At 41.7% G+C, this 18,947-nt stretch carries 12 protein-coding genes; 2 read left to right on the top strand and 10 right to left on the bottom strand.

The genetic code is table 11. The features are described 5' to 3' along the window. The first annotated feature begins 596 nt into the window (after positions 1-596). Complete coding sequence (locus tag V7L12_RS15785) at positions 597-3,629, top strand: PA14 domain-containing protein (protein WP_335085446.1); 3,033 nt, start codon at positions 597-599, stop codon at positions 3,627-3,629. A 162-nt stretch (positions 3,630-3,791) separates the two neighbouring features. On the opposite strand, the gene V7L12_RS15790 is transcribed toward V7L12_RS15785, so the two are convergent. The 4 genes from V7L12_RS15790 to V7L12_RS15805 all read right to left on the bottom strand — a co-directional run bounded on the left by V7L12_RS15790 (position 3,792) and on the right by V7L12_RS15805 (position 7,639). Beyond that, complete coding sequence (locus tag V7L12_RS15790) at positions 3,792-5,345, bottom strand: mercuric reductase (RefSeq protein WP_335085448.1); 1,554 nt, start codon at positions 5,343-5,345, stop codon at positions 3,792-3,794. A gap of 222 nt (positions 5,346-5,567) precedes the next feature. After that, entirely contained in the window at positions 5,568-6,332 is a 765-nt protein-coding gene (locus V7L12_RS15795; protein WP_335085450.1) for a TVP38/TMEM64 family protein, read from the bottom strand. Positions 6,333-6,527: 195 nt separating this feature from the next. Then, complete coding sequence (locus V7L12_RS15800; RefSeq protein WP_335085452.1) at positions 6,528-7,241, bottom strand: TIGR04283 family arsenosugar biosynthesis glycosyltransferase; 714 nt, start codon at positions 7,239-7,241, stop codon at positions 6,528-6,530. Continuing rightward, entirely contained in the window at positions 7,238-7,639 is a 402-nt protein-coding gene (locus V7L12_RS15805; RefSeq protein WP_335085454.1) for a CU044_2847 family protein, read from the bottom strand. The genes V7L12_RS15800 and V7L12_RS15805 overlap by 4 nt, the downstream gene beginning before the upstream one ends. A gap of 135 nt (positions 7,640-7,774) precedes the next feature. Here V7L12_RS15805 and V7L12_RS15810 point away from each other — a divergent pair, with 135 nt between their 5' ends. After that, positions 7,775-10,570: an nSTAND1 domain-containing NTPase gene (locus V7L12_RS15810; RefSeq protein WP_335085456.1), complete on the top strand. Its 2,796-nt coding sequence runs from the start codon at positions 7,775-7,777 to the stop codon at positions 10,568-10,570. 330 nt (positions 10,571-10,900) lie between these two features. Here V7L12_RS15810 and V7L12_RS15815 read toward each other — a convergent pair whose 3' ends face one another. The 6 genes from V7L12_RS15815 to V7L12_RS15840 form a co-directional block, all read right to left on the bottom strand. Continuing rightward, the gene (locus V7L12_RS15815) at positions 10,901-11,356 is read right to left on the bottom strand and encodes a hypothetical protein (RefSeq protein WP_335085458.1); all 456 of its coding nucleotides are present in this window, start codon (positions 11,354-11,356) and stop codon (positions 10,901-10,903) included. 17 nt (positions 11,357-11,373) lie between these two features. Further along, a complete protein-coding gene (locus V7L12_RS15820; RefSeq protein WP_335085460.1) occupies positions 11,374-11,856 on the bottom strand; it encodes a DUF3368 domain-containing protein in 483 nt (160 codons plus the stop codon). Positions 11,857-11,861: 5 nt separating this feature from the next. Next, positions 11,862-12,101: a hypothetical protein gene (locus V7L12_RS15825; RefSeq protein ID WP_335085463.1), complete on the bottom strand. Its 240-nt coding sequence runs from the start codon at positions 12,099-12,101 to the stop codon at positions 11,862-11,864. 218 nt (positions 12,102-12,319) lie between these two features. After that, positions 12,320-13,816 (bottom strand): aldehyde dehydrogenase family protein, encoded by a 1,497-nt coding sequence (locus tag V7L12_RS15830; protein ID WP_335085465.1) that lies wholly within the window; start codon positions 13,814-13,816, stop codon positions 12,320-12,322. Positions 13,817-13,925: 109 nt separating this feature from the next. Then, positions 13,926-14,648 (bottom strand): cyclase family protein, encoded by a 723-nt coding sequence (locus V7L12_RS15835; protein WP_335085467.1) that lies wholly within the window; start codon positions 14,646-14,648, stop codon positions 13,926-13,928. A 376-nt stretch (positions 14,649-15,024) separates the two neighbouring features. After that, on the bottom strand, positions 15,025-18,393 hold the full coding sequence (locus tag V7L12_RS15840) for a PAS domain-containing protein (protein WP_335085469.1): 3,369 nt from the start codon (positions 18,391-18,393) through the stop codon (positions 15,025-15,027). Positions 18,394-18,947: the final 554 nt, after the last annotated feature.

The raw sequence follows: 18,947 nt of genomic DNA on the forward strand, positions 1-18,947 counted from the left end.
AAAAATACGTAAAGTAATAGTCAAAATGAAGTATAGATAAATATTAATTGTTCAAATCTTTAAATATTAAAATTTTTCTTTACCAAATTTTTATATAGTTAATAAATCTGTAGATAAAACATATTATATTATCCGGTAATTTTGCAATTTTTATTTAAAAATCATCAAAACTTTTATATTCCTTTAAATAAGGATATATCAATGTGAATATTTAAACAAAGTTCCATAAACAAGATAGACATAACACTGCGATCTATTGTCAAATATATAAAAGTAAAAGAATACTTAAGTAATCTATGTAAAGTTATTGAATTTGACTAATTACGTATTTACCTGCTTTTCTTGGGCATCGCTTGCCTTAAGGAATATGCATCTAAACATCAATGAGAATAGAGGCTCTCAAGAATTCAGAAACTTGTTGAAATAAAACAAAGACTAATATATTTTTCAACTAATTATTCATAATTAGCAATTACTAATATATCTTTTTATAAGCCAATCAATGATTAGCTTATATACATATTTTTATCAAGCTTTATGATGCATTTTTTGTTGAAAATATTCATCAATGCAAAACTAATCCTGAAACATTAATTATGGCATCAAATCAAAACTTATCGACATCTGTAAGTCCAGTAATTACTACTAAATCATCTCTAGAAAGCATTGATCAGGGACAAACCAGCATTTCTGCTCGGTCTAGCCTACTCTCTCAAGGAGATGGACTCAAGGCAGAGTATTACGACAACATCGACTTCACCAACCTGAAGGTAACTCGTACAGATCCAACGGTGAACTTTAACTGGCGCGCTGGTTCTCCCGATTCGTTGATTGATGCAGATACTTTCTCAGCGCGGTGGACAGGTCAGGTAGAAGCCAAGTACAGCGAAACTTATAAGTTCTACACCACTGCTGATGATGGTGTGCGACTGTGGGTAAATGGTCAACAAATCATCAATAAGTTTGTCGATCAACCTGCTACCGAATCCAGTGGCTCGATCGCATTGGTTGCAGGTCAGAAGTACGATATTAAACTTGAGTACTACGAAAATAAATCCAATGCCGTTTCTCAACTGCGTTGGTCAAGCACCTCTCAGGCGAAGGAAATCATTTCTAAGTCCCAACTGTATAGTAATGTCAGCACACCTAGTAGTGGCAATGGACTCAAAGGAGAGTACTACGACAACATCGACTTCACCAACCTGAAGGTAACTAGCACAGATCCGACGGTGAACTTTAATTGGGGCGCTGATTCTCCCGCTCCGTCGATTGATGCAGATACCTTCTCAGTGCGGTGGACAGGTCAGGTAGAAGCCAAGTACAGCGAAACTTACAAGTTCTACACCACTGCTGATGATGGTGTGCGACTGTGGGTAAATGGTCAACAAATCATTGATAAGTTTATCGATCAACCTGCCACCGAATCCAGTAGCTCGATCGCATTGGTTGCAGGTCAGAAGTACGATATTAAACTTGAGTACTACGAAAATAAAGGCAATGCCGTTTCTCAACTGCGTTGGTCAAGCACCTCTCAGACCAAAGAAATCATTCCTCAGTCTCAACTTTATTCACCACTTCTTCAGACCACTATCACCTTAGGCTCGTCTTCGATGACTGTGAACGAAGGCAGTGATAGTGTTACCGTTAAAATACTTAGAACTGGAGATGTAAGTAGTACATCTTCAATTAAATATGCGACTATAGGTAATACTGCTACAAAAGGGGTTGACTATGGGAATGAAGGCGTTGAAAGTGCTGGAACACTTATTTTTGCGCCGGGACAAAGCAGCACGCAGGTATCCATTCCGATCAATGATGATTCCTTGATAGAAGCAGATGAAACCTTTAATTTTGTCATCGATCAGGCAGAGGGGGCAACACTAGGAGTCCAAAGAACTCTCGCAATTACAATTCAAGACAACGATCGCTCTGGCCTCGATTTCACTCAGCCAGTAGTTAATGAGGCTGACGGTACTGCTAAGGTGACAGTTACACGGGGCAATGCTTCGGCGGCTGCTAGCGTCAACTACATAACCCAAGATGGGACTGCTAAAGCTGGATCTGACTACCAGACTGTATCTGGAAGCTTGAGTTTTGTCGCCGGACAAACCAGCAATACCATTGTTATCCCCATTCTTAATGACAACGTTGGGGAATCAAATGAAACATTTGCTTTGAAGTTCAGTAACGCAGTTGGAGTGCAGCTAACTAATCAACAGACAAGTATCACTATTATTGATAATGACTCTGGTAACTTTGCTTTAGATACGGTAACTTCTGGTTTGAATCAACCCACAGCTTTTGAATGGGCACCTGATGGTAACAGCATGTTCATTGCCCAGAAAAATGGGGTAGTGCGAGTCATGAAAAACGGTAGCTTATTATCAACACCATTTACTGATATTAGCAAGGAGGTAAATGATACGCGCGATCGCGGTCTATTAGGCATTGCCGTACATCCAGATTTTGGCAAAAGTCCAAACGGCAACAACTATGTTTACCTGTTGTATACCTACGATCCACCAGAAACTAGTGTAAACAATCCCAAGAACAATCCCAATAGCACATTGGACGATCCTGACCAGAATGGAAATCGTACTGCACGCCTAAGTCGCTTTAAGGCTGATCCCAACACTAATTATACTACTGCAATTGCTGGCAGCGAAGTTGTGCTACTCGGCACAAATGGCACTTGGGCAAATATTAACAAGCCAGATGGAAATAGTACAAATGTCTCACTTGGCTATGCACCATCAGGAATTCTTAACAAAGATACTGGTAAGCCGTTTACCAGTTTGCAGGATTATCTTAATAATCTCGATAAAGTCCAAAATGTCCAGAATTTTATAGCCAATGATAGTGAATCTCACTCAGTTGGTTCTGTGCGTTTTGGTACTGATGGTTCTCTGTTTGTGAGCTTAGGAGATGGTACTTCCTACAATGGGATAGACCCACGAGCAATTCGCGTCCAGGATAAGAATAATCTGTCTGGCAAGATTCTGCGGATTGACCCGATTACTGGTCAAGGCTTATCAAGCAATCCTTTCTACAACGGTGATGCCAATAGCAATATTTCCAAAGTTTATGACTTAGGTCTGCGTAACCCCTTCCGTTTCACAATTGATAAAAAGACCAATACCCCCGTAATTGGTGATGTTGGCTTGGGTACTTACGAAGAGGTGAATGTCGGAAAACCAGGGGCTAACTTTGGCTGGCCATTCTATGAAGGTGGCCTTGATGCAAATGGTAATGTCGTCAGTCTGAAACAACCATCCTATGCTAGTTTAGATGCAGCAAAAGACTTCTATAATAGTGGCTCATCTGTTACAGAACCATTGTACACTTACAAGCATTTTGGTTCTAATTCAATCCTCGTGGGTGACTTTTACACAGGTAATACTTTCCCTGATATCTATCAAAATGCCTTATTCATTGGTGATTTCAGTCAAGGAACTATCGATGCTTTGATATTAGATAGTAAGGGCAAAGTTACCTCAGTTAAGCAGTTTGCTTCCCAAAAGGACAGGCCTAATCTCGGACTGCCTACACAAATCACTACTGGCCCTGATGGGAATCTGTATTACGCAAACTTGACCGGAGGCGAGATCGATCGCTTCCGACCTGTTTAGAGATAAATACAGTTTAGAATAAGCAACAAAACCCTGATGTAGAGACGCGATTTATCGCGTCTTGAAAGACCAATTATCCTTAACCCAAACGTATTGGTTTAGAGATGATATAAAAATTATCAGTTATCAGTGAACAGTTATCTGACCGTTCACTGATTTTGCTTAAGATAACTTTGTCAGAAATCCCAACAATTTTTTGGTATTTGATGTTAAAAGTGTTCGACGATAAGCATCAGCTGCTTTTTTAATCGCTTCGGCTTGAGTGGGATAAGGATGAATTACACTGCTTAACTTGCTCAAACCAATCTTATTCACCATTGCCGTAGTCACAACTGATATCATCTCACCCGCGTGACTGGTGACAATAGTTGCACCGATAATTTCATCAGACCCCTTTTTATGGTGAATTTTGAGAAATCCTGATTCTTCACCATCTGCGATCGCTCGGTCTACACTACTAAAAGGTATGTTGATGGTCGTCACCTCAATACCCAATTTCTGCGCCTCGTGTTCGTATAACCCTACGTGAGCAATTTCTGGGTCAGTATAAGTTACCCAAGGCATCACCAAACTACTGAGTTTCGAGCGTCCCAAACCAAAGGGAGAAAACAGCGTATTCTTTATTACAATCCGCGCTGCTGCATCAGCTGCATGGGTAAACTTCCAGTTCATGCAGATATCGCCAGCTGCATAAATTTTGGGATTGGTCGTCTGGAGATAATCATTTACCTTCACACCTTGGTGCTTGTCGTATTCCACCCCTACTGATTCTAAATTCAAACCTTCCACATTTGGCGATCGCCCCGCACCGACTAAAATTTCATCGACTGTTATTGAATCTCGATGACCATTAGAGGAAAAGTAAAGCCGTTTCCCCTGGGTGACAGTTACCACTTCTTCCAACTTGGAATTGAGTACTAGGCGAATTCCTTCATTAATCAAAACCTTTTGGAGAATTTCAGCGGCTTCAGCGTCTTCTTTATTCAGGAGATGAGAACCGCTATGGAAAAGTATCACCTCACAACCCAAACGCCGGAAAGCCTGCGCCAATTCGCAACCAATGGGGCCGCCACCAATCACCGCCAAACGTTCCGGTCGTTGAATTAAGGAAAAAACTGTCTCATTGGTTAGATAACCCGCCTGTTCAATTCCCGGAATCGACAGTTGTGCAGCTCTTGTGCCAGTTGCAATCACAGCTTTTTTAAACCGGAGGGTTTTGTCGCCAACTTCCACGGTATTTTTACTCGCAAATCGACCGCTACCCAAAAAGACATCAACACCCAACGATGAGAACCGCTCCGCCGAGTCGTTATGGCTGATGCTAGCCCTTACCCGCCGCATCCTGGCCATGACTTTAGGAAAATCAACATCAATATTATTATGTTGGGGAATATTAACTCCCAAATCTTTAGCATCCCAGATTTCGCCAACGACGCGGGCAGACCGAATAATCGTTTTAGATGGTACGCAACCAACATTTAAGCAATCTCCACCCATGAGATGCTTTTCAATCAACGCCACCTTTAAACCCAAATCTAGTCCCGCAGCACCCGCCGCCACGACTAATCCCGCCGTACCAGCACCAATTACTACCAAGTCGTAAACATCGGCAGGTTGAGGATTAACCCAATTTGGCGGATGGACGGAAGACACCAACTTTTGATTATACTCATCCATTGGGCGAACTGTGACTATCTCTAAATCTGAATTGGTCATTGGCAAAACCTCTTTTAAAATTAAGAATCCTGATAAATTTAGGCGGCTCAGTCTTTTATTTTTTATGCTTGTTTAATAAGGAATACAGCCTTTGAATTGTTTTGTCCGTTTGGGAATTGACAGATACGATTGAAGCTTTTCTGTATAAACGTTTCAGCAATCAATAATTTACAGCAATTTGCAGTTTAATAGACCACAGTAAGGCCATATATCTGTCCCCCCTTACAATTCCTCTTCTAAAGCTTTGCGTGCAATCCGGGTTACATAAACTGTAACGGCGACTGTCGCAAACAAACCCAAGATCCGAATTGCCCATTGTAAAGTCGGGTTGTTAGGTTGAGCCTCAGTACCGATCGCGGCAAGATTACCTGCAAGGGAACCAATATAAACATACATGATAGTTCCGGGAATCATGCCCACGGAGCCGATAAAGTAATCTTTGAGCGAAACTCCGGTGATGCCGAAAGCATAGTTTAATAAATTGAAAGGAAATATCGGCGACAGTCGCGTTAGCAGGACGATTTTTAATCCTTCTCTGCCAACGGCTTGGTCAATGGCGGTAAATTTTTTATTATCTGCAATTTTTTGAGCAACCCAGTCCCTTACTAAATAACGTCCGACCAGGAAAGCAGCTGTAGCGCCAAGGGTTGCACCAACGAACACGTACAAAGAACCCCAAATTACGCCAAAGATAACGCCAGCACCTAAGGTAAGAATGGAACCTGGGAAGAAAGTGATGGTGGCAATAATGTAAAGTGCAATAAAAGCAATCGCTCCTACAGTACCGAGATTATCGATCCACTGCAATGCATCTCGTAAAATTGCTTGGGGATTAAAAGAATTGGTATTCACATATTCTTGTGCTAGAGCAAACTCTGTATTTAACAAAAAACCAAAACCAAATACTAGTAATATTAATCCAATCAATCTTAAAGACTTGTGCAAGTTTTCAAGATTAAATAGATTTTCTGTAAATTGCTTTTTCATAACTTGACGCTTAAGAGGATGTTTGAAAAATCTCCTTTTGAGGTTCAATTTTGAAATTTATACCAATTCAATTACCCCCCCCAACCCCCCCTTGCAAAGGGTGGGCAAATAGCCTCTTAAAGTTCCCTAATACATCGGGGGGTTGGGGGGTAATGTCAAAGTTCATGTGTTATGTGACACTTTTCAAACATCCTCTTAAAGCCTCTTAAATTTTTCTCGGCGATACCAGCTACAAATTCGCTCAGGTGAAACGCCGAGCAAATAAGCAATAATTACTATTTGATTAAGTAGGGTAGTTTTCAATACTCCCTTTTGCAACCATCTACGGGCTGAGGTGACAACTGGTGTGGGAATAATTACAACGCGTCCGATGCGTTTTAAACGACGCATGAGTTCAAAGTCTTCCATGATGGGCAGTTCGGGAAAACTGCCTATTTGCTGAAATACTTCCTTGGTTAAAAAAATTGCTTGGTCGCCATAGGGCATTTGATAAAAATGCGATCGCAAATTTACTCCCCACTCCACCCATCGTAAACTTAAAAGTGACGCATCAATCCGCAACTTAAAAGCACCAGCCACAGTCCCAGGCTGCTGTAGTGCTGTGCGAATCATCTCATCAAACCCTGTTGGCAAACGGGTATCTGCATGAAGAAATAACAGAATCTCACCGCTAGCCGCTAAAGCACCAGCGTTCATTTGCACAGCACGACCAGGGGGAAATGATGAAATAACTTTGACACCTAATGACTGGACTATTTCTACTGTGTTATCCTTTGAGCCACCATCTACTACTATGACTTCTATATTTGTACTGGGTTGAGTAGTTGCGATCGCTTCTTTAATATTTCCTGCTTCATTAATAACTGGAATAATAATCGAAATTTTACCAGCACCAATATTCTGACTCATGATTGCTGAGTTTTCTTTTCCAGTTGGTTAGGAAATGAACATTCTACTGTTACCTTAAGATTACTTTCAGCCGTGCCTTTAGTCACGTAAGGTATACCTGCTTCACCGCCAACTTTGATGCCAAATTCTAGAGTGACTTTATCAATATTAGCTACAGGGATTTTCTTAAAAGCATTAAGTGAATAAACAGTGTAAGCCCGAATTGTACCTTCAATTGCTTGGAAATTTTGCACTATCTGTTTTTGTGCAGCATCAGCATCCCATCCCTTATCAATTAGTGCTTCTTCCTCTCCCTCTGGAGAAACTTCGGTAATGACTGGTGGTGCGTCTACATTATTTGTGGCTTCAATATAAATAATCGTGCCATCTTCTAACTGGATTGGTGTGAGTTGAGTCATGGAATAAATCTCGCTAAAAGAATTGCGTGTATGCAATGCACAGCTGTGCTCCCCTACAAATTTTTACGGAAAATGCGGTAAATTTCTTGTAGAAGCTGGAAATCATTTGGCACAACTATCATAGGGCTTTCTAAGATGAGTCGAGACGCTTTGGTGGTGGGAATTAATACGTATGACCGCTTAAAGAGTCTCAACGCACCAGCTGCCGATGGTGAAGCGATCGCTCAAATCTTACAACAGTATGGTGAATTTCGGGTAACGCGGCTACCAGCAGTCAAAGACAAGGAAAATGAGACGATTCGCATTGGTAAGCAAACTAAAGTTAGTTTAACTCAGTTAGAAAGAGCGATCGTTCAATTATTTAAACCAGATGGGAAGCCGCCAGACACAGCACTGCTGTATTTTTCTGGTCATGGGTTGCGGAAAAATCTAGGGATTCAGGAAGGCTTTTTAGCGACGAGTGAAGTCAACCCCGACGCGGGTAATTGGGGATTATCTCTACAATGGCTGCGGCGACTGCTGCAAGAAAGTGAAGTAAGACAACAAATTGTGATTTTGGATTGCTGCTATAGCGGAGAGGTGCTAAATTTTGCAGAGGCAGATCCAGGCGATCGGGGTAAAGGCAGAGACAGGTGTTTTATTGCGGCTTCTCGTGATTTTGAAGTTGCTTTTGAAGAAATTAACAGCCAACACAGCGTTCTCACTGCCGCACTGCTGAAAGGTTTGGAACCAAAACAAGACCGTTGGGTGAGTAACTACACTTTAGTAGACTTGCTCAATCAAGAACATCACCCGTTCCCCCAGCGTCCAATTTTTGCGAACTCTGGTGAAGCAATTAATCTCACCCGCAAATGGAATTCCTCTCCTGTTAACTCCACAGTACAGATATCAGCTATTTGTCCTTACAAAGGGTTGTCTTATTTTGATTGCACAGAAGCAGATGCCAACTTATTTTATGGTAGGACAGTGTTAACCGACGAATTATTAGAAAAAGTGCGATCGGGTAATTTCCTCGCTGTGTTGGGAGCATCAGGAAGTGGTAAGTCTAGTGTTGTGAGAGCGGGTTTACTTTATCAATTAAAGTTAGGACGTAAATTATCAGGTAGTGATACTTGGCAGTTAAAAATATTTCGACCAGGGATTAACCCCTTACAAAATTTAGCACTGGCATTTGTAGAATCAGAATTATCAGATATTGAACGTGCATCTCAATTGGCGAAAGCAGAAGAACTAATTGCCAAAGGCGCAGTTGGTTTAGGACAGTTGATTACTGCTGCACAAACTCAGCGCGTAGTGCTAGTGGTAGACCAGTTTGAGGAAGCTTTTACTCAATGTCAAGACATTACAAAACGACAGCAGTTTTTTGAATGTGTGCTAGGTGCTTTGCAACGGGATGATAATAAACTCTGCCTAATAATCACAATGCGGGCTGATTTCTTGGGCAAATGTCTGGAACAAGAGTATGGCGGACTAGCTAAGAGAATTCAAGATCATTTAGTAACAGTAACACCGATGAATCGGGAGGAATTAGAAACAGCAATTATCAAACCCGCTGAACAGGTGAACTTAGCAGTAGAACCGGAATTAGTTTCTCAAATGATTGCAGATGTAGAAAATTCACCAGGGAGTTTACCGTTGTTGCAGTACACGCTGACAGAACTATGGCAGCAAAGAACTGAAGAACGGTTAACCCTGACTACGTATAGCAAACTAGGTGGAGTCAGGGGAACCCTGCAAACACGCGCTACAGAAGTTTATGAGTCATTATCACTTGAGGAACAGCAAGCAACAAAGCGGATTTTTTTAGAATTGACGCAGTTGGGAGAAGGAACAGAAGATACGCGTAGACAGGTTGTGCAACGAGATTTAGTTACTTCACAGCATCCAGAAGCTGTAATTAATAGAATAATTCAACGGTTAGCTAATGAGAAGTTAGTTGTCACCAGTACCTTATCTAATCAAATTGCTGTAGTAGATGTGGCACATGAAGCACTGATTCGCCATTGGTTGCTATTACGCAAATGGATTGAGGAAAGTCGGGACATACTGCGACAAAAGCGGAAAATTGAAGCAGCAGCTATTGAATGGCGAGATAGAGGAAAGGCGAAAGATTATCTGCTTCAGGGGAAACGATTGACAGAGGCGAAAATTTTTCATAAAGAACAAGCGGAAAATTTGAGGTTATCTCAACAGGCTGAAGAGTTTATTCGAGCAAGTGTCAGGCAAAAAAGAAATACTCGCTTTGAGTTCGTTGTTTTTTCCTTAATTATTCCGCTAGGTTTAGTAATATATTTGGCTCCAGTAGTTAGGAAACAAACTGAGATAAGGCTACTTTGGCAGACTGTCGATGCTGCTAAAAGAGATAAGTCTAGTCAAAGACTAAATCAAGCACTTGAACAGTTGGTAAAAGCCGGTGAGAGTCTAGAACGTAGAGATTTCAGCACTGTTGACCTCAGCCGTATCGAACTCAGTAGTGCCAACATAAAGGGTGCTTACCTCAGTAGTACCAACTTTAGTAGTGCCAACCTTAGTAATGCCAATCTCTACGGTGCTGACCTTATGGGTGCTAACCTCTACGATGCTGACTTCAGCGGTGCTAACCTCACTGCTACCAATCTCTACGATGCCGACCTTAGCTATGTCAACATCAGGGGTGCTGACCTCAGGCGTGCCAAACTCAACCGTGCCAACTTCACTGCTGCTGACATTAGCAGTGCTGACTTTACTGCTGCTGACATCAGCAGTGCTGACTTTACCTTTGCCGACTTCAGCCGTGCCATCCTCATTGGTGCTAACCTCCACGATGCCAACCTCAGCTATGCCAAAAACCTAACTCCTGAGCAAGTTAAATCTGCTAAAAATTGGGATAAGGCTAAATATGATGAGGTTTTTCGTGCCAAGCTCGGTTTACCACCAGAACCAGCTAAGTGAATACTTTGGGGTTGCGTTTTTACTTCTAACCAATGCTGCAATGCAACTTTTTGCAAACTTTTTCTACATTATTATTCGACTAAAAGTATTTGTTTTGCGGTCTTCTTTGCCTCTATGAGCAAAACAAAAAGATTTATTTGTCAGAGCGAGTAAAGCTCACAAGACTTAGAGATTGTTTTGCTCGCAATGAGTTTTTATAATTAAGCGATCACACCAGACAAAGACGAACCCTGAAATTAGTTCTGGGAACTCTGCATCTAATCTGAAAAAATGGCATCAAAGAGCGATCGCACTTTTCGAGATTGCTTTGCTGGCAATGAGTTTTTATAATTAAGCGATCGCTCTTTTCGGAGATTGCTTCGCTGGCAATGAGTTTTTATAATTAAGCGATCGCACTAAATAAAGATAAACCCTACATCTAATTTGAAAAAAATGGTGTTCAAGAGCGATCGCTCTTTTCGGAGATTGCTTTGCTTGCAATGAGTTTTTATAATTAAGCGATCGCAGCAAACAAAAACGAACCCTGAAGCCACTCCCGTCAACCCTGAAGTCACTTCCGCCAACCCTGAAGCCACTCCCGTCAACCCTGAAGTCACTTCCGTCAACCCTGGAGTCACTACCGTCAACCTTGAAGCCACTACCGTCAACCCTGAAGTCACTACCGTCAACCCTTGAAGCCACTCCCGTCAACCCTGAAGTCACTTCCGTCAACCCTGAAGCCACTACCGTCAACCCTGAAGTCACTCCCGCTAACTCTGAAGTCACTCCCGTCAACCTTGAAGTCACTTCCGGGAATTCTGCATCTAATCTGAGAAAATGGCATCAAAGAGCGATCGCTTGACTCTGAAATTCATTGCCAGAATATCTTGATACAATTGGTCTGTGCTACTAATGGTGATTTTGCCATCTACCTGAAGTTTCTTGATGACTGCTAAGGTTCCCTTAACATTTAATCCCAGTCGAGTTGCTTCTTTTCTGGCTGCGAAGTCATCTAAAATTATGTAGTCTGTTTGTAACTCAGTGCCTAAAGCAATGGCCTCTGATTCTCCTCTCCCTAGTCGCATATTTAGACGATTGGCTAAGGAAAGTAATTGAATTTCTTTGACTAATATTTTCTCGACATCAATTAAAGCTTTTACCTGCTGACTAGCTGCATCAGATTTAGCACTAATTTCTTCTGCAACAAAATTTGGCAAATAAAAGTCATCGTTAGAATCTAGAAAAATATCGAGAAATTCCAGACGCGATAAAAAGATTAATGGAGAAGAGTTAAAAACAACCTTCACACACCTTACCAATCCTTCTCTATAGCGATATCTTGTTCAGTCAAGTAGGAAAATTCCAGCCCCATCAAATCTAATAGTTCAATAAATACATCAGGCTCCATTTCCATGATTTCTGCGGCTTTTTTCAAACTAATAACTCTCGAAAATAACGCCCCTATCACAAACAAAAATGTTTCTTTTTGCTCAATATTATTAAATAATGGAATTTCTGAAGCAACACTTCTTAATTCTTCCTTACTAGTCATAGGTATTTCAAGCTACCGACTGAATATCCTCTAGATTATCCCAAACTTCTACAAGCGATGTCTAACAACAAGCTAAATAAGCGATTAGAAACCGCACGCCAGTTGCTAAAGAGCGGGAACGCTAAGAGCGACTCCGTTGGTTGCGTTGAGTTAATGCGATTCAAATTTAAGGAGGGTTAGGGATAATCAAGCCTTAACCCAAGTGCATTTGCAAATAATTAACTGCGGTTATCTATCTGAGCGCGTTGCAAACTTCCAGAGAAATCAACATAGACACTTTTCCATTCTGTGAAAACATCCAAAGCAGTAGTTCCAGCTTCGCGGTGTCCGTTACCGGTTTGTTTCACACCACCAAAGGGCAAGTGTACCTCTGCCCCAATAGTCGGGCCGTTAATATAGGTGATACCTGCTTCGATGTCGCGCATGGCAGTAAAAGCCCGATTGATATCGCGGGTGTAAACTGAAGAAGAAAGACCATAATTGCTATCGTTGAGAATTGCGATCGCATCCTCAAAAGAGCTAACCTCAATCAATGCCACCACTGGCCCAAATATCTCTTCACGAGCAACTCGCATATCAGGAGTTACATCATCCAAAATAGTTGGTTGAAAGAAGTAACCGTTTTTCAGTGAGCCTTCACTAGCAATTTCTCCACCAATTAAAACCTTTGCTCCTTCCTCACGGGCGATATCCAAATACTTGCTCACCTGCTGAAGTTGTTTTTCATTGACTATCGGCCCAATATCTGTATTTGGGTCAGTGCCAGCACCCAAGCGCAACTTAGTAGTACGCTCATAAAGCATAGTGGTGAATTTTTCTTTGATATCACGATGCAAAATCAGCCGACTAGTAGCGGTACAACGTTGCCCAGTTGTCCCAAATGCTCCCCACACTGCACCATCGAGAGCAAGTTCTAAATCAGCATCTTCCATCACCACTTGAGCATTTTTACCACCCATTTCCAAACAGACACGCTTGTGAGTGCGTCCGCAAGTAGCGCCGACAAAAGCACCTGTTTCTGAAGAACCGGTAAACGATACTAAATCTACATTGGGATGCTCAACTAAAGCTTTTCCCGCCTCTTCTCCCACACCATGCACTAAGTTAATTACTCCTGGTGGTAAACCTGCTTGTTGAAAAATCTCAATCAATTTATTTGCACAGGTGGAAGTATCTTCGGCAGGTTTGAGGATGACTGTATTGCCACATACCAAGGCTGGCATAGCTTTCCAGCAAGGAATTGCCACTGGGAAATTCCAGGGAGTAATTAAGGCACAGACTCCGATGGGCATCCGCACAGTCATGGCGAATTTATTGGACATTTCCGAGGGTGTGGTTTGCCCAAATAGTCGCCTTCCTTCGCCAGCACTGTAAAAGGCGCAGTCAATACCTTCTTGGACATCTCCCCTAGCTTCCGTCAAGGGTTTACCCATTTCCCGACTGATTAATTGGGCAAGTTCTTCTTTATGCTGGAGTAATATTTCCCCAACGCGAAAGATGTATTCAGCCCTCGCTGGGGCCGGGACTTTGCGCCAACTGTGATAGGCTTTACGGGCGGCGGCTACCGCTGTATCTACATCCTTAACTTGAGAACGGGGAAATGTGGCAACGACTTCGGTTTTGTCAGCAGGGTTGCGACTTTCTAGGGTTGCTTCTCCTACAGCACTCAACCATTGACCGTCTATATAATTGCGGCAAGATAGCGGAGTTGTCATTTTGAAAATCTCCGATGATCCACTGAAACTTGTGTATTAAGTTTGCTTGCTTTCTAGGTTATCCTCAAGTTTAGGAAATTGACGCGATAAGCAAATATCGATATAAAAATTAAGGCACTAACGCCAATACCCCCACAGGAGAACCAGAACCACCACGTAATCTCAGAACTGCGATCGCTAGAGTAGTACCTTTAGGTGGCAGTTGATCCACATTTGTCAGATTCTCTAACACAATGCGCGGTTGTTCTAAAACTAGACGATTAATCGCAAAACTGTTATCCTGTCCGGGGTCTACACCATGAGTATCAATTCCTACGCCAGCGATTTGCCGTTCATCAAGTAAAAATTGAGTTGCATCGCTACCAAATCCGGGAAAGTGAGGAATCCCTTGAGCATCATGATTGAGGAATGCACTTTTATCCAACCACTTTTTTTGCCAGCCAGTATACAGTATAACTACGCAGCCACCAGAAATTTCACCGTATTCTGCTTCCCAAGCCAAAACATCAGCCATAGTCAGGGCATAATCAGGATTAACTGCTGTAGCTTGGCAAACATTTATAACTACCGCAGGTACAACCAAAGACTGGGCTGGGTATTGGTCAATTCCCACAGCAGAACTATGAAAACTATTAGGGGCGTTGATATGGGTAGCACTATGTTCCCCCAAAGAGAAACGCCGCAGGTAATAGCCATCATTATTTAGTTCTGCCACAGTTTCAAATTCTACTGTGGGATCTCCAGACCATTGCGGAATATCTACGTCAATTACATGACTTAGGTGGATAACGCGTGTGTAGGTGATACTATTTTGACTTTGGGGTTGTATCATCCCAGCCTTCTATTTTATTTGTACTCAGGGATTTTTTTTGTCAGGTGCGTAGGTGCAGATAATTGTGTACATTATCTGGGTTGGCTACGCCTACGCAAAAATAGTACTACCATTACAACTTTTTTCAAACCTAATTCCCTATACTAGAAGAAATAATCCCCCCAATTCCTGTAAGTTTTAGATTATTGAGGGGGTTCAAATGTTGCAGCAAAAAGTGAGTTGATCTTAGTTAACAACTATTAGGTTAATTTTTGATTAAACTTAGATTAAGATTAAATATCTCCAGAAATTAAATATGCGTTATCCAGAACCCTTGTAGAGACGTAGCACTGCTACGTTTCTACGTTTTTTCACTCATATCTCTACTGTGTGATATTTACGTTGAGGGTTCTTGCTTTAGTGGAATCATCACAACAAACTCGGCACCTTCTCCTGGTGCTGAAATACACTGGATCTTTCCACCGTGCTTTTGGACTATAATTTGGTAGCTAATTGATAATCCCATACCCGTGCCTTTACCCACAGGTTTTGTCGTGAAGAAGGGGTCAAATAAGCGTTTGCGTACTTCTTCACTCATACCTGATCCATTGTCAGCAATTCTAATGATTACATGGTCTTCTTGAATGAGGCTGCGAATGCGAATTGTGGGTATGGGGCATTGGGGAGCCAGTGCGTTGGGCGGCTTTGCCGACTTGAAGCAACTGGCGTCATTGGGCATTGGACATTGCGTATTAGGTATTAGGTATTTGGAAAACTTTTCCCCAGTCCCCACCCCCTCTTCTAAAGCATCGATCGCATTTGTTAACAGATTCATAAACACCTGATTCATCTGTCCGGCGTGACAGACTACTGGTGGTAGATTGCCGTAGTCTCGGATTACTTGGATTTCGGGATGTCCTGGTTTGGCTTTTAGGCGATTTTGCAATAGTAGCAAGGTGCTATCCATCCCTTCATGAATATCCACTGCCTTGATACCGTCTTCATCAAGGCGAGAAAAATTGCGTAAAGATAGGACAATCTGCCGAATGCGTTCGGCTCCCATTTTCATAGACTCCAGGATTTTGGGTAAATCTTGCTTGAGAAAGTCTAAATCAATGTTATTGATTTGTCGATCAATCTCTGGTGTTGGTGGGTAGTAGCTTTGTTGATAAAGTTCTACCAGATGCAGCAAATCTTTGGTATATTCACGGGCGTGGCTAATATTGCCGTAGATGAAATTGACGGGATTATTGATTTCGTGGGCAATACCTGCAACCAATTGTCCTAAACTGGACATTTTTTCAGTTTGAATCAGTTGCGTTTGAGTTTGTTGAAGTTCTAGGAGTGCTGCTTCTAGTTGCTGGGCTTTGTCTTGGGCAGTTTGGGCGGTGATGCGACTTTGGGTGTAAAGTTTAGCTTGGTCAATAGCGATCGCTAGTTGAACTGTAACTGCTTGTAGTAATTCTACTTCGTTGTTCAGCCAAGGGCGAAACCCACTACAAGAACCACAGCTAAATGCACCAATTTCGCCAGATTGAGTGTGTACAGGCAGTGACATAAAGGCAGTGAAACCAAAATCCTGCAAAAACTGCCGGGCTATGGAATCGTCCACAGTCTCAGCATGATCAATACGGATGATTTCTCCCTTCAAAATTTTGGCTGCAATTAGTTTGATTTCAGCATTAGTTGCTTCTTGCTGGTTAAGCAGACAGGGTAAAAAGGAACTTTTCGCCTCATATACTTTTTCCCAGTATGGTACATCAGCATCTTGCCGATACCAAAAGAAGACGCAGCGATCAATCTGGAATAAGTTATGAATCTCCTGCACTGCGGTTTCTACAATGTGATTGAGATCCAAAGAAGCTCGAATCTGACTAGAAAGACGATTGAGTAATGTTTCCCGCTGGACGCTTTCTCTGAGTGAAATTTCTGCTTGTTTGCGCTTGATGCCAATGGCAATCTCTTGGGCAGCAAATTCCAATGCTGTGAAAGTTGATTCTGTCACTGTTTGGCGGGCAAACATGGCTATCACCCCTACAGTTTCATCTTCAACAATCAAGGGATAGCCAGCGAAGGCAACCATACCCTCTCGCTGTGCCCACTCTTTGTTACCCACGAGGGGATGTGTCTGCACAGAATTAGTTAAGTGGGGTTTGCCCTCTTCGGCAATCAAACCAATTTTGAATTGACCGATTGGCACACATTTATGTGGCCCATTGATATGGGTGTACATCCCAGAACTGACTTGCAACTCCAATACGTTGTCTTGTTTGTTCAGCGTCCAGATGCGAGCAAAAGCTGCATCAAGATGTTCAACTAAGGCGTCAGTGCAGCGGCGCATCATATTCTGTAAGCTGTCACTCTGGGTCAACGCCGCGTCTACATCGGCACGAAAATTTGCTAAACGCGCTCGTTCTGCTAGAGCTACTTCTGCTTCTTTACGGTCAGTGGTGTCATAACAAATACCAACGAAGTACAAAACATTGCCATTAGCGTCTTTAATAGCAGATGAGTTGCTTGTATGCCATCCCCAACTACCATTTTTGTGTTTAACTCGATATTCAATTGCCTTTTGTTTCTTGCCTGTTGTCAAAATTCTTTGGAAATAATCGGCACAGATATGCACATCTTCAGGATGTATAAAGGGAATAAAAGATTTACCTTCAACCTCTGCAACCTCATGCCCAAAAATCTCAGTCCAGTTAGGAGAAACGTAAGAAAATATCCCTTCAAGTGTCAGCGCAAAAATAACGTTGTTGGCGTTTTCCACAATGCTGCGGAACTTGGCATCACTTTCTATTAAGGCTGCTTGGATGTTGTCGCTAGTGTCGCGGATCAGAACTATGATTTGCTGGTCTGGTAATGGTAATAATCTAGCTTCAAAATTATTATTTTCTTCTGGTAACGGTAAGGTATATTCAAAACTGATTAAAGATTGAGTTTCGAGTACTTGATTTATTGCTTGATCGAAGCGATCGCCTACAGCAGTCGGTAAGCATTCTCGCAAACTCTTGCCCTGACAATCTCCTGGTAGAATATACAGACTTTCCATCTTCCCTGGCTTGTAATCCAGAATACTTCCATCAGCTTCAAGACGAAAGTATGAATCAGGAAGTAGTTGCAAAATCGCTGCAAATTCTGATGTTTTTTGGTGTAACTGTGCTTCAACTGCTTGGCGTTTACTAATTTCAGCTTGCAGTTGCTCTAATGCTTTTGCTAATTCTGTTGCTCGTTCTCTATCTGTAATTTTACGTAGGTTGTGAGAGGAATTTGTCGATGGTGAACAGCTTTCTGTTAGGGAAGGTTGACTTATCCCTATCGGCACTTCTGTTAGATCGATACAATAACCGATGTAACCGACAAAGCTACCATCTGCTGCAAATCGTGGCGCGGCTGTATCTAAAATCCAGCGATATTCGCCATCAGATCGACGCAGGCGATATTGTCTCTGGAAGGAATCATGCGTCGCAAATGCTCTCAAGTATATATCTTCGCATCGCTGTCTATCTTCTGGATGGACGCTACCAGTCCAAATATTGTCTATTTTCTCTTCTGGCGCAAATGCAGACACGGCTGTTGTTAGACGTGTTCTGGTAAATTTCAGCCAATTAGAATTGAAGTAACAGTAAAGTGCATTGTATCCAGACATCCAAATCATCAGAGGAGCAATATCCGCCTGCTGACAAAATACTTTTTCATCATGTTGTATTTCTTTCTCTTCAACTATGATTTGTTTAACGTAGCTCTGCACCTTTTTAGAAAACACTTTTGCCTGCCTGCTCTGCTTAAATTATTAAAGTAACTTGCCGAAAATATAATTCTTAATACATGGATATAATCTTGTTTATGCCAACCTGCTAATGATCTTAATACTTTATTTATTTTTATATATGCAGCAATTCCTCTTTTAGTGTAAATAAATTGAAAAAATGCTGAAGTTATCATTAAGATTAACTCCAGCATGTTTTGTGAAATTTAAACTATCTAGATATCAGTCATCTTGTTTGACTTTGTTTATTTTTAGAATCACCGATCAATTTATCTTAGCTATATAATTGCATTCCTCAAAAACCTAATTTAGCTTTACGGAAACTCTATGATTCTCTGGAAGGCATTTACATCTTTATCATAAATTCACAATAATCAAGATTTTCATCCCAAATAAATATTGATTTTTTATCAAGAAGAATTCAGCATGAATTAGAATCTGGCTGATGGATCTAACTTGCTTAAAATCAGGTGTATAAAAGAGTTTGAACGCCACATCTGTATTAGGCAGCTTTTAACCAATTAGTGGTATAAAAGCCAACTTAATTTCTT

It is taken from the genome of Nostoc sp., assembly GCF_036918245.1.
Lineage (GTDB): Bacteria > Cyanobacteriota > Cyanobacteriia > Cyanobacteriales > Nostocaceae > Nostoc.

Coding starts and splice junctions, on each gene's coding strand:
- V7L12_RS15785 (WP_335085446.1), top strand. CDS start 597: ATGGCATCAAATCAAAACTTATCGACATCTGTAAGTCCAGTAATTACT.
- V7L12_RS15790 (WP_335085448.1), bottom strand. CDS start 5,345: ATGACCAATTCAGATTTAGAGATAGTCACAGTTCGCCCAATGGATGAG.
- V7L12_RS15795 (WP_335085450.1), bottom strand. CDS start 6,332: ATGAAAAAGCAATTTACAGAAAATCTATTTAATCTTGAAAACTTGCAC.
- V7L12_RS15800 (WP_335085452.1), bottom strand. CDS start 7,241: ATGAGTCAGAATATTGGTGCTGGTAAAATTTCGATTATTATTCCAGTT.
- V7L12_RS15805 (WP_335085454.1), bottom strand. CDS start 7,639: ATGACTCAACTCACACCAATCCAGTTAGAAGATGGCACGATTATTTAT.
- V7L12_RS15810 (WP_335085456.1), top strand. CDS start 7,775: ATGAGTCGAGACGCTTTGGTGGTGGGAATTAATACGTATGACCGCTTA.
- V7L12_RS15825 (WP_335085463.1), bottom strand. CDS start 12,101: ATGACTAGTAAGGAAGAATTAAGAAGTGTTGCTTCAGAAATTCCATTA.
- V7L12_RS15830 (WP_335085465.1), bottom strand. CDS start 13,816: ATGACAACTCCGCTATCTTGCCGCAATTATATAGACGGTCAATGGTTG.
- V7L12_RS15835 (WP_335085467.1), bottom strand. CDS start 14,648: ATGATACAACCCCAAAGTCAAAATAGTATCACCTACACACGCGTTATC.